This is a genomic window from Citrobacter sp. RHB35-C17 (assembly GCF_013816795.1).
GTDB lineage: Bacteria > Pseudomonadota > Gammaproteobacteria > Enterobacterales > Enterobacteriaceae > Citrobacter_A > Citrobacter_A amalonaticus.
The window spans coordinates 71,043-84,230 of record NZ_CP057150.1 but is presented as its reverse complement, the minus strand read 5'-3'; the positions used below and the strand labels follow the sequence as shown (position 1 = coordinate 84,230).

Annotated in this window: 9 protein-coding genes; 4 read left to right on the top strand and 5 right to left on the bottom strand. The window is 46.9% G+C overall.

The genetic code is table 11. The annotated features are described in order from the left end of the window. Positions 1-90: 90 nt before the first annotated feature. The 3 genes from HVZ37_RS00380 to HVZ37_RS00370 are packed head-to-tail and all read right to left on the bottom strand — an operon-like array spanning position 91 to position 2,361. Positions 91-507, bottom strand: a complete 417-nt coding sequence (locus HVZ37_RS00380; RefSeq protein ID WP_042323396.1) for an SRPBCC family protein — start codon at positions 505-507, stop codon at positions 91-93. A 26-nt stretch (positions 508-533) separates the two neighbouring features. Continuing rightward, complete coding sequence (locus HVZ37_RS00375; protein ID WP_042998671.1) at positions 534-1,331, bottom strand: SDR family oxidoreductase; 798 nt, start codon at positions 1,329-1,331, stop codon at positions 534-536. Between the two features lie 19 nt (positions 1,332-1,350). Beyond that, complete coding sequence (locus tag HVZ37_RS00370) at positions 1,351-2,361, bottom strand: aldo/keto reductase (RefSeq protein WP_090050163.1); 1,011 nt, start codon at positions 2,359-2,361, stop codon at positions 1,351-1,353. Positions 2,362-2,493: 132 nt separating this feature from the next. On the opposite strand from HVZ37_RS00370, the gene HVZ37_RS00365 reads away from it, so the two are divergent. Beyond that, complete coding sequence (locus tag HVZ37_RS00365) at positions 2,494-3,381, top strand: LysR substrate-binding domain-containing protein (RefSeq protein ID WP_042998673.1); 888 nt, start codon at positions 2,494-2,496, stop codon at positions 3,379-3,381. Positions 3,382-3,603: 222 nt separating this feature from the next. Here the strand turns inward: HVZ37_RS00365 and HVZ37_RS00360 are convergent, their stop codons facing one another. Next, a complete protein-coding gene (locus HVZ37_RS00360) occupies positions 3,604-4,434 on the bottom strand; it encodes an AraC family transcriptional regulator (protein ID WP_042998675.1) in 831 nt (276 codons plus the stop codon). 921 nt (positions 4,435-5,355) lie between these two features. Next, entirely contained in the window at positions 5,356-9,192 is a 3,837-nt protein-coding gene (locus HVZ37_RS00355; RefSeq protein ID WP_042998677.1) for a S6 family peptidase, read from the bottom strand. Between the two features lie 348 nt (positions 9,193-9,540). Between HVZ37_RS00355 and HVZ37_RS00350 the strand changes: the two genes are divergently transcribed. The 3 genes from HVZ37_RS00350 (at position 9,541) to HVZ37_RS00340 (ending at position 13,188) form a co-directional block, all read left to right on the top strand. Further along, the gene (locus HVZ37_RS00350) at positions 9,541-10,068 is read left to right on the top strand and encodes a fimbrial protein (RefSeq protein WP_042998678.1); all 528 of its coding nucleotides are present in this window, start codon (positions 9,541-9,543) and stop codon (positions 10,066-10,068) included. A 68-nt stretch (positions 10,069-10,136) separates the two neighbouring features. Then, on the top strand, positions 10,137-12,494 hold the full coding sequence (gene pefC, locus HVZ37_RS00345) for a PefC/AfrB family outer membrane usher protein (protein ID WP_042998679.1): 2,358 nt from the start codon (positions 10,137-10,139) through the stop codon (positions 12,492-12,494). After that, entirely contained in the window at positions 12,487-13,188 is a 702-nt protein-coding gene (locus HVZ37_RS00340; RefSeq protein ID WP_051642281.1) for a fimbrial chaperone, read from the top strand. Before pefC ends, HVZ37_RS00340 begins: the two co-directional genes overlap by 8 nt.

Genomic DNA, 13,188 nt, shown 5'->3' with positions numbered 1-13,188 from the left:
TACAGATGACATAAATGATACAAATGACAATAGACTATTGCGTTTTAGTTAATAATAAGGCGTCGGATCCTCCGACGCCTGCAGGTCGAATCAGGAAACAAAGTTGTCCTTCAGCGCCTTGAGACCATCACTGTAGATGCCCGTAAACAGCGCCTGAGCCTCTTCGTCAGATACGTTCACCGGCGTGAATTCGCCGGACCATTCCACGCGGGAAATCTGGCTGTCGGCGGTCTCATGAACCGTGATGGTTGAGAGGTAATTCACCACCGGGAACGGCGCCTGAATAATGGAGTAGGTGTAGCTGCGCTGACGATTATCAAACGCTTCCAGACGCTCAATCACGGTACCGCCGTCGGAAGTTGTCAGCGAACGCACGCGCCCCCCTTCTGTCACTACGCTTTTCGGGATGAACGGCAGCCAGTCCGGCAACGCGTCAAAGCCGCCCATCAGTTGCCATACCGCGTCGGCAGAAGCCGGAATTTCAATCGATACACTTGTCTTAGCCATGATATTTTTCTCTTAAATTTATAGGGTTACATTGTCAGGGTGTCGACGACGCCGCCATCGACGCGCAGGGCTGCCCCTGTCGTTGCCGAAGAGAGCGGAGACGCGAGATAAACCGCCAGATTCGCCACTTCTTCCACATCCGCCGCACGCTGGATGATGGAGCTCGGGCGCGAGGTTTTAACAAACTCGTCGGCTTGTTCACGCGGGCTACGTCCGGACTGTGCGGCGGCGTCCGCCAGCATCTCCTGCAGACCATCGGTAAAAGTCGGCCCCGGCAGAATGGCGTTAACGGTCACACCGGTTCCGGCGAGTCGCTTCGCCAGACCGTGGGACACCGCCAGATTCGCGGCTTTCGTGACGCCGTAGTTGATCATGTCGCCGGGGATAGCCACGCCCGATTCGGACGAAACAAAGATAATTCGCCCCCAGCCCTGTTCCGTCATGGCTGGCGCATAATGACGCGCCAGACGAACGCCGGAGATAACGTTGACGTTGTAGAAGTGCAGCCACTCGTCATCCGGAACGCTGAAGAAATCTTTATCGTTGAAAATCCCCAGATTATTGACCAGCACATCCGTCGTCGGAACGGCGGCGATCAGCGCATTTACGCCATGTTCGGTGCTGAGATCGGCCACCACGCCACGCAGCGACGCCGCAGGATTTTGTGCCATAATCGCGGCCATCACGTCATCGACGCCGCGCTGTTTACGCCCGACGACAACCACCGTTGCGCCTGCTTTTGCCAGTCCGGCGGCAATACCCTGCCCAATACCGGAGGTTGAGCCGCTGACCACAGCGACTTTACCTGTCAGATCCAGTTTCATCTTTTTCTCACTCGGTTGATTAACGGGTCGGCAGCGGCGCGTTTTCCGCAACCAGAGCCTGACGGCGCATTTCCGCCCAGAATTCAGCCGGAACGGTTGCATTCAGCGCAGCCAGATCTTCTGCCATACGGCCAGGACGGCTGGAGCCAGGAATAACCGCCGCGACGGCAGGGTTTGCCAGCGCGAACTGCAGCGCCGCTGCTTTAACATCGACGTTAAAATGCGCGGCAATGGCGTGAATTTGCGCCACTTTCTGCTTAATGGCCGGGGAGGCTTTCTGATATTCAAAGTGCTCACCACCTGCCAGTACGCCGGAGCTGTAAGGGCCGCCGACGACGATATCGACGTTATGTTCCAGCGCTTCTGGCATCAGGCGTTGCAGTGCACGTTCGTGATCCAACAGGGAATAACGACCCGCCAGCAGGAACGCATCCGGCTTCGGCTCATCAAGCGCCAGCGTCAGTTCACAAGGTTCAACGCGGTTCACGCCCAGCCCCCACGCTTTGATCACGCCCTCGTCACGCAAACGTGTCAGTGCACGAAACGCCCCCGTACGGGCAATATTGAACTGCTCCAGCCAGCTGTCACCGTAGAAGTCCTGCGCCGGATCGTGGATCCAGACGATATCCAGATGGTCCGTTTTCAGGCGTTTCAGGCTGTCTTCAATCGAGCGCAGGGTGGCATCGGCAGAGTAGTCATTCAGAATTTTGTTCTTCAGGCCGTGTTCGAAAAGACCGCCTTTCTCACCAAAATCACGTTTGGCGGGATCTTCCATTTCGTCCAGCATGATGCGGCCGACTTTACTGCTCAAAACATATTCATCGCGTGGATACTGAGACAGCGCTTCGCCCATACGAATTTCAGAAAGGCCAGAGCCGTACAGCGGCGCGGTGTCAAAGTAGCGCACGCCCAGGTTCCAGGCTTCGCTCACGGTGGCGTGGGCCTCTTCTTCCGGAATGGCACGGAACATGTTGCCGAGCGGCGCGCCGCCTAAGCCGATTTTGCCGGGAAGTAAATTTTTAATGCTCATAAGATGTCCTCAAGTATTCGGGTTTAGTTCGGGCGTTTTTTGCTATCGCCCTGTGACGGAGCTCACAATACCTTGCAAGGTTGTGACTTTATAGGACATAATTCGTCTAACTTAAGTCCTTTGAGGTCTGACATGATTGATTTACGCCAACTGAAATACTTCGTGGTGGTCGCAGAAGAAGAGCACGTAGGACGTGCTGCTGAGCGACTGCATATCTCGCAATCGCCGCTCAGCCGCCAGATTGCGCAACTGGAAGAGCGCCTGGGACTGATGCTGTTTGAGCGCAATCAACAACGTATCCGATTGACTGCTGATGGGCAGACATTCCTCGCCGAAACGCGCTCATTGCTGACGCATGCCAATCGTCTGGAATCACTGGGTAAACGTCTGGGACGCGGTGAAGATGGAGGCTTGTGTATTGGCTATATTGAAAACGCCATGCATTCCGGCGTGCTTTCTACGGCGTTGCGTACGTTACGCGTATCGCGCCCGGATGTGCATATCGCGCTTTACAGCCAGCCACCGGCTACCCAGATTGAAGGCTTGCGCCAGCGCAGCCTCGATTTTTCACTGGTCGACACGCCGCCCACAGACAGTGAACAGGATCTGGAATACATTCAGGTTCTGGACGATCGCATGCTGTTGGCCTTACCGCAAAATCATCCGCTGGCGGAGGAAAAAAACCTTGTCGCAACACAGCTTGCCAACCAGCAGTGGATTGCCGTTATTCATAATGACGATGCCCATTCCCGTGATGATTTTGTCGCGGCCTGTGTCAAAGCCGGGTTTAATCCCGATATTCGTTTAGAAGCTGGTGAACCGCTGACAGCATTAGGTCTGGTCGCTGCAGGATTAGGTCTGGCATTAATTCAACATAGCCTGCGTCACAATGCGCCGGAGGGCGTGGTATTACGCGAATTGCCGTGGATGAATTATTCCACGCAACTATGGGCCGCCTGGCATAAAGCCAATCAACGCCCGTTAGTATCCCATTTCCGCCAGATCCTACGCGGTGAATAAAAAAGGAATCCGCTTTTGCCACTGACGAAAGCGGATTCTCATAACAAGCCAACGGCGCGCACGTTACGCGTTAAAGGTAAAAGCGACAGCGAAACCATCCGCGATGACAGGCGTTCACGTCGCGTTCTGATACAAATGCCTGGGGATGCCCCCTGGCTTTTTCCTGCGAAATACCTTAAAGGTATCGAAGCATGATTTAGGAAATATTGTCTATATAATCCATCAGGACTGCTTTTTGACTTTCAAAGAAAATTGTTTCGGTGTAATGCCAAAGAACTCTTTAAAGTTACGAATAAAATAAGACGTACTGGTATAGCCCACTTCATTGGCAATACTGTTTATATGCTTTTCGGTAGTCGTGATGAGTTTAGCCGCCTGATGCATGCGGATATCCAACACCAGTGTATTAAAATTATTACTCTCTTTCTCAAGCTTCTTACGAATCGACACCTCCGACATATGCAAAATGCCTGCAAGATCCGCCAGCTTCCACGATTTTGCGAGATCGGCTTCGATGATTGTTTTTAGTCGCTCAGTAAAGGTGGTATCCGTTGATACTGACAGAGAATAAACTAACGATTCGATGTCCCTGATTTTAGAAAGAAGATAAGTAATCTTATAAACTTGTCTGTGTTGTGGAACGTCGCTCCCGATTAATCGTTTGAATATTTTAATATCTGTTTCATCAACAGGACAGGTGAAGATTTTACGCCGCATCTGGCTGACTCTTTGCGGATCCAACAAAAGCGGTTCCATCACCTTACAGATACAACTGAGCACATCACTGTCAATGTGATAGATCTCGTAGGGTACACCCTGGCCTAACACTTTCAATGCAACATCAATCACTGTGTTTTTTTCGACATAACAAAGTGATTCAGGGGGTACATTAAAGGATTGCCCATCTTTCGTTTTTACAAGCAGTTGGGCATCGTGCAAATAAATAATAGCACAGCTGTAAAAGCGAATTTTCTTCAGCACCAACACATTGTTGTGTGCATAACTTTCCTTAGCCGGAAAAGTAAGATTACTTAAAGCACTTTGACTATTCATACAGTCACCCCCATGCTTTGTATGCATATAATTTCATGGGTTATCAGCCATGTAAACTCGGAATTTTTTAATTATCGAAATAGCTTATAATTTTAATTATTCATTTTTTAACTATGTATTTCTTTAAAATACAAAGCATTACCCAGTGGGTTTTTAGTGATTATTCAAAATTTAATATTTTCAAAAGAAAATAATACGTAAATGCAGTACTCACACATTTGGCACAAGAAAAGTGTTTTTAAGTAAGACTGGAAGCTTTCTGGTGGATTCCGCACCCAGTTTTAATTTTATCGAACGTATTTTATAATAAATACTATTCTCCTTTAGCTTTGTTATCGTCGCGATCTCTCTGATTTTCTTCCTCTTAAAAAAATACAAATAGACTATTTTCCTCTCATCATCCGTAAAATTGTTGAACACCGAAACAGGCGAGGGACTACGACTCTCAAAAACACGTAGTTTCTTCTGTCGCCAGGATATCTGCTCAAGGTATAAACATATGACCGGGAGTTTCTCCATAAGAAAGCAGTAAGAGAAATAATCATCCCTGTCGCAAATCAGGTAGACTTTACGATATTTATTATGTATCTCTTGCGCTGAATCAACATCTCTGTACTCGAAACATTTAATATCTGAACTCTCGTAAGAGAGCAATGATAACCCGTAATTGAAGAATGCATTTTTACTTGCCAACAAAAAAGCAACGGACATAAGAACCCTTAGTCATCAAATATATTAGGTGTCTTAACTAAAAGTGACTATAAGGTATAGAAAGATCAAAAACCATCCTAAAAAATAACACTATACGATAAAATTATACTCAACAAAATGATTTGTAAATACATTTAATTCTCACTTGCAATTAATTTATTAAAAAGCCTGAACTATCCGTTCAGGCTTTTGCGTTCTTAAAATCCAAAATCAGAATGAATAACGGATATTGGCGTTAATTGCTTTATCAATATCGTAATGACCAAAGGCTGAACGCTCTATATTAAGACTAATCCTGGTGTTTTCTTTAATTTCGGCATTGACACCTAAATTAAAGTTTACCCGGCTATCTTTACCGTTTCTAATGGACGTTTCCCCGGCAACATCACGAACGACCGTCTTCGCAGGATTAAACAGGTCATACTGGTAATGAACGCCCGCCAGCGTGGTCAGCTTCCAGTCTCCGCCTGTAAAGGTTTTACCCATTTCAACGCCAGTACGACCAATCAATGGGTTCTCCTGTTTACGCTGCATACTGATGTCATAACCTTCAGACTGCCAGGCAAAACGGTTGCCCGACACCGCGCCATAGACCAGTTCCGTCTGCGGCTGGATAAATGCCTCTCCCGGAAGCGAGAAGCGCCAGCCCGTTTCCGTCCCCAGATACCAGGAGCGCGAGCGGTAATCCTGCTCCGGCATCGACATTTCCGTTGCCGAGATGTGGTTGTCGTGGTGAACATACTTACCGATCACATCCACATACAGTCCGGAATCAAGCATCGCGGATGCATAGAGACCAATACCGGTTGATTTCGTCTGACCGGACCAGCCTGTGCCATGACTATTACTGGTAGTGAACGTTGCTGTCACTCCGGTAAACAGATCGCCACCGTTAAACGACTGTTTTCTGTCAGCCCCTATCTGCAGGTGAGTCCAGCTGTTGGAATAACCCGCATCTGCGGACCCCGTACCACTATAGATGCGCGCCCATGCGCCAGTATCTCCCTGTGTATTACGCAGATCGCCCATACGGTAGTTCAGGTTGTTCATCTCCGTCAGGAAGCTCTTATATCCGACGTCCATTACAGATTTCCCTGCCTGAAGCGCCGCTTTATCCTGCTGAATATCAAATCCTTCCAGCCGCCATTGCTTACTGTTCGCCGTTTCCACCATACCCAGTTGTGGTGTATAGGTATGGAAACCCGTACGCTGTGTGATCGGCTTTAACGTAAACACATCGCTTTGCGTGGCTTTCGGCGCGTTGACCAGTGGGAGAGAAGAAACTTTCTCGCTGGCAGCAGAACCCGTCGGAACAACAACCAGTGCGTTATTTTTCCCGGTCAGCGACTGGTTAACCGTTACCGTATCCGCCGTTTTTCCGTTGGTATTGATGATAAACGTGCTGTTATTGGCAGTCAGCGTATCCACATTCAGCGCACCGGCTACACCGGTATTACTGAAGCTCACCTGCGACCCCTTCAGTTTGAGGGATTTCACAGCAGATTGTCCCTCTGCCTGCCAGAGGGTATTCGTCATCGTCGCATCTGCCTGTGGCGCACTCAGGTTGCCACTATAAGCAGTGAACAGATTCTGACCAGCTTTATTCGTTCCACCAAAATTCAGACTGGCAGCATCATTCGCCTGAATGTTACCTGTCATTACGCTACCCAGGCCGGTATTCAGCGTCGCTCCAGCACCTGTAAGGCTCCAGCGCCCGGCGGCGTACTGTCCGGATAACAGCGAAAGGGTTGACCCCGCCCCGGCTGTCACTTCCCTGTCAGAGATCAGTCCCGATGTTGCCGTCAGCGTCGCTCCATCCGCCAGAGCGAGTGTTGAGCGGGTGAAGCGGCTGAACTGGCTGAGAACGGCATCACTGGACGCCACGGTCACCGCACTGTCGACACTGTCAATCCCGCCGGTAAAGTGTTCATTAATGTTCAGGGTGGAGCTGTTATTCAGCTGTACACGTCCGCTGAACCCGCTCTGATCCGCATCATTCGTCGCTTTTGACTGCCCGAATGAGGGCGTGGTTTTCACACCGTTCCCGTCATTGAGATCGATATAGAGATCTTCACTGCCCAGCGTCACGGTGGAGTGATCCGCAATGATGTTCGTGCTGAGGCTGGCATTCCTCGCCAGACTGAATTCAGCATTACGCAGGTTAAGCTGCTGCATACTGAACTGCCGGGTTTCCCAGTCATTCTGGGTAAAGGAAACCGGCTGGGTGAGGACAGAGTTGTCGCCAAGCGTCTTAAGTTTATCTGCCACACCCTGGCTGCTGGCTGCATGGATAACCGGATGCCCCTGAATAAACAACCGGCCATTTTCTTGGGTGAAGCTCCCTTGCGTGTCCATCCCGCCGTCCATGACAAAGTCATTCTGCGTTCCGGGCGTAACGGTATTTTTGACATCAACATTGCCGGTAAAGTGGCCGTGCCAAATATTGGCAACCGCCGCTGTGGTATCTGCTTTATTGAAATCCAGGTTGACGGTGGCCTGTTTCCCGCGGTTGGTCAGGATCGCGCCGTCGTCCGCGCCGTTAAGCTGATGGAAGGTGAGACTGTTACCGTTGATGTCGAGCTTACCACCGCGGTAACCCCACTTCACATTGTCGGGATTCACCTGCTTAGCATCACTCAGAACCACCGTTGGCCTGCCGCTGACAATGCTGACATTATTAAAGGCCTGAACGTTACCATTGCCGTCCGGGCGCTGTGCCAGAATCACCGTCCCCTCACCGACATTCAGTCCGCCAGGGTTAATGCCTGTAGCATTGACTTTCAGTGTCCCGGTGCCGAGCTTGTGCAGGTTATCACCCTGAACACCATTCACCTGCCAGTCAACGGTATGGTCGCCATTAACAATGATCCCGCCGCCTTTCCAGGTCTGAGAATCCAGGGGCTTAATACGATAATCATCATTAAACGTCAGCGTTCCCGCGCCCTGGTCAACGATGTTTTCTAACACCACAGAACCGCCGCCCTGGAAGGTGAGATCTTTGCCACTGTTTAATGAAGCAGGCCATGTCCCGCCATGATTGCCATGCATTGCCCACGAGGCTGCGCCCTGGGTTAAAGAGCCGACGCCTGTGGCGACATCATAAGACCAGTGGATATCCCCTTCACTTTGTTGTGAGTTGACCGGGGCATCAACGTCCTGTTTCATGGTATTAGCCACGTCACCAACCGGAATGATCGTATACCAGTTCGTATTTCCATTAACACCCGCATAAGAATTGAGTACTGCGGCTAACACCCATTTGTTTTTCTGCGCATCCCAGGCAAAAAGCGGAGAGCCGCTGTCACCCGGCGTACCATATGTTGAGAGCGGTGAATTGGTTACATTAGTGACAAAACTCCAGTCTGAAATAAAAGGCGGATTAACGATTCCGCCCGTTTTATAGGCATACCCGCCAGCCAGTTGTATCGGTTTGCCATTGGCATCTTTAACATACTGAACGCCACTGCCGACCCGATAGAAAACAGGGAAGCGTTCCTGATTCTGGTATGTGCCTCTTGCAGTTCCTGCATCGGTCATCTCCAGTGCTGAAACTTCAGTCACAATTTTATTCAGCCGGGGCGTATGGAAGTCCCGCCAGTGGTTATTTCTGTCCACCAAGGAATAAGTCGTGTCGTCTCTATAACCAAATTTTACACTTTGATAACCTGCATTGTGCTTGACGCTTACGATATATTGCGGTGAAACCAATGCTGCAACGCCTATTGAGTCATTTGAGCTAAAGTCTATCATTGGCGCTTTATTTAAACTTGTAACAACATTACCCTGTTTATCATAAAGGGGAATATTCACAGTACCGGGTTTAAATGCACCTTTATTTTCAGCAAAATCACGATAGGTCTGATACGGCGTAAAATTGGTCGTCACCGAAGCCCCTGATGAGGCAGAGTATAATAATCCCATAATACTAACTAAAAGGGCATGCAACGAGATCGTAAAAGAGGAGCGTTTCCGTATACCTTTACTAACTTCTGAAACGACAACCGCCTCACCTTTGCTGTTCTTTTTTATTGCATATATTTTATTCACTTTATCCCCGGCAACTATCAGCTTAAATAAATGAAATTCAAACAAAGACCAGGCTCAGTCAATACAAAAATGGCTTATTTTTATTCTTATATCGCAAAAAAGCATTGCAATGATGAATTTCTGCAATCTTTGTTCTATTTTCATTTCCCAGATAGAAAATAAAAAAATCAGTTACAAAAATTAAAACAACATAACTAACCAAGTTATAAAAACAAAAAAATCGATAGAAAAGTAACGATCGCCATTTCGGAATTTGCCAGCGCATTTTCATCACAATATATTCCTTCTCGCTCATTAAGATTGTATGAGCTGACTTAAGAATTAAGCTTATTAGTAATGGAGTATAAAATGAAAAAACTGATTTTAGGTTCGGCAATTGTGGCAGTCCTGGGTGTAGCATCGAATGCTATGGCTGCACCAAACACCGGTACCGTAAACTTTACGGGTAGTGTTTCAACTGCGACTTGTGAAATTGGGCTTCAAGATAGTGCTGGTGGGAATATTTCAAGTGTTAATTTAGGTACATTATCGACAGCGAATCAAGATAATGGCACCGCAGTGGTCTTCAAATTGGTGCCACAAGATCAAGCATGTCTTTCTAAAACTGCCGCTAATATTGACTGGACGTCTTCTACCTTACATCCGGCAGGTATCACTAACGCCACGACAGGAGGCACGACCGCTTATCTTCAGGTAAAAGCAACCAATGCAACTCAAACAGATGATGCTGCCTTTATTAAAGAAGGGCAAACATCCTTCAGTTATACTGGCGCTAAAAACTCATTTGACTATAGTGCCCAGCTTGTAAAACCGAGTGCTGGCGCGACCGCGGGGGCATTTAGCGCATCTGCAAGTTATGTAGTTACATATAAATAATCCTTTTATAATTAAAAGGGAGTTCTCACTCCCTTATTAAATAAGATATACGTCGGCAAGGAATAAAAATGAAGATAAAGGTATTATGTGTCGCTATCATATTTCATTTATGGTCGAATGAAGTTCTTGCCGACGATTTCAATTACAGTTTTATCCGTGGTGGCAGCAAAGAGGTACCAGAAGTGCTAAAGAATACCGGACAAAACGTCCCGGGAAACTATGTTGTCGATCTACTTTTTAATGGTTCTAAAACAGCGACCTCTGTAGAATTAGCAATCAGCAATGATGATGCTGAGCATATTTGCCTTTCCGACGAATGGCTACAGGAAAAAGGCATTAATATCAATAAAGAATTTTATAAATCGTATTTTTATCCCACACGCAACTGCTATCTCATTGATAAAGAGAAGAACAGCCGAGTATTTTTTGATCCTTCCCTGCAAGAGCTGTCAATCGATATGCCGCAGGCGGGTTTTATCGATACGAAAAAAGAAGGCGGTCCCTGGGATTATGGCAGTAGCGGTTTTAAACTCGGTTATGATCTAAATACTTCAAAATCAAGCAATCAGGACCGGACAACATATGGTAACATTGAAGGTCAGGTCAATATTGGCGAATGGGTCCTGCTTGGCAGGGGATATGCGTATCAGGGGGAAAAATTTCAGAGCAACAACCTACTGTTAACGCACGCAATTAAATCGATCAAGTCAGATATTATGATTGGTAAAACCCAGTCCTACAATACTCTGAATGACGGATTCACCTTTTATGGCGCACAATTAAAGTCCAATCAGGATATGTATCCCTGGGACTCACAATCCTATGCCCCGGTAATCAACGGCATTGCCAGAACGCATGCCCGTGTGACCGTCGAACAAGGCGGTTATACATTGAAATCGTTCGTGGTACCGCCAGGTCCTTTTGTCATTAACGATCTGACCGGCGTCTATTCTGGCGATATTATTTTAAAGATTTATGAAGAGGACGGCACGGTCAAAGAACAGCGCTTCCCGGTCGCCGTTCTGCCGAATTTATTGAAGCCTGGTAATTATAATTACAATATTGCCGTAGGAAGCAAGGTTGACCAGTACAGCGACAAACGTGATGAGGATAGCTTATTCGCGCAAATGACCTATGATTACGGTTTTGTGCCTTTTACACTCAATACGTCTGCGCTGGTTGACAAAAACTATAATAACGTTGGCCTGGGGATTATCCGTTCCTTTGGCTGGTTTGGTGCAGTCGCAATGAGCGGCAACCTGTCGCAGGCCAAATATCATAATGGCAAAGCCATGAGCGGCTTTAGTGCATCAGTGAAGTATGCTCGCGCGTTAGGGGAAAACGCGAATTTACAATTGATCGGTTATCGTTTCAACTCAGAAAACTATATTGATTATTCAGATTTTAACTCTCGCTATTACAGCCTGTTAAATAACAGACCTAAACAGCGGTATGAATCGATCATCACCTATCAATTGCCAGAAATGAATGTCTTCTTAAATATGTCAGCCTGGAAGGAGGACTATTGGGACAGTTCCAGTGAGGTTGGGGCAAACTTAAATCTCAGCAAAAGTTTTAATAATATTTCGGTCTCTCTGAATGCCGGATATTCCCGCTTGCAGGGAATGGAAAACGATTATAACGCCGGGGTTTCTCTCAGCGTACCCTTTAGCGTGTTTGATAAGGCGCAGTATAGTTTCTCTGGCATAAATTATGATCGTCGTAACGGTACGAATTTCAACACCGGTCTTTCCGGAAGTATTAACTCACGGTTAAGTTATAATGCCTCCATCAATCAGTCTAAGAACACTACAGGAAGTGCGATTTCTGCTTCTTATCTGTTTGATGCCGTACAAACCTCAGCAAGCTATTCACAAATGGGGAGCACGTCAAGTTCGTCATTCCAGGCCGGTGGCAGTATTATCGGACTGCCTGATGCCGGTATTCTGTTTACGCCTGTGAAAAATGATGAAATTGCAGTGGTCCAAATGGAAGATGTTCCGGGTGTCAGATTTAATGGTTCCATGCCTGGTGATAAAAAAGGGCGCGCCGTGATACCGTTAACGGCGTATAACAATAATACCATCACCGTCAATGCGGAAAACCTGCCGCAGAGCGTTGAATTAACCGAAAACGCAATCAATGTGACGCCAACAGAAAACGCGATTATCTATAAAAAAGTGAAATACAGAAAAATCAACACCTATATTGTTAAAGTCATCAGCAGTAATGGTTTTGTCATTCCAATGGGGAGTATCGCTAAAAACGAGCAAAATCAGGAAATCGGCTACGTCAACAATGGCGGCATTCTGTTAATGAATCTGGAAGAACAAGATGAAGGGATAATTTCTGTCGGTGATTGCAAATTCGACTCTCGATCACTGAAGAAAAATATGGGTAAAGTACAGGAGATTAAGTGTGACTAAGAAAAATACACTGCAGAAATTATTCACGTTTGCATCACTTTGTTTATTTACGGCTTCAAGTCATGCTGCGTTTGTCCTTAACAGCACACGCTATGTTTTTGATGAAAAAAGAGAGAACATCTCAGTACAGGTTGATAACCAGTCCACACAGGAATATGGCGGACAGATATGGATTGAAAACCAGGATCAGAACGATAAAAACGTTTATTTTGTACCCAGCCCTACTTTTTTTAAAGTGGCGGATCAACACAGACAAATCTTGCGCATCCTGAAAATTAATGATGCGTTACCCAGGGATAAAGAGTCGCTGTTTTGGATCAATGTACAGGAGATCCCCAAATCACCAAAAGAGGGAACGAACGCATTAGCAATTGCGCTGCATACACAGGTCAAAATGTTTTACCGCCCCGACGCCTTGAAAGAGAAAAGGGAAAACGCTGAACAGAATATTAAAATGATAAGCAGTGAGGGCAGTACCGTTCTCTGGAATGACACTCCCTATTATTTTGCAATAATCAGTGTAAAACAAAATGGTTCACCCATAAAAGTGAGTGAGGATATCAAAGATAAACTCTCTGTGTTTGCTCCGGGAGAAAAAATATCGCTCGGTAAGTCAGTCACCGGTAACAGCCTGAGTATTGTGGCATTCGATGATTATGGCGTTGATAAAGAGTATAAATTAACTAAATCCTGA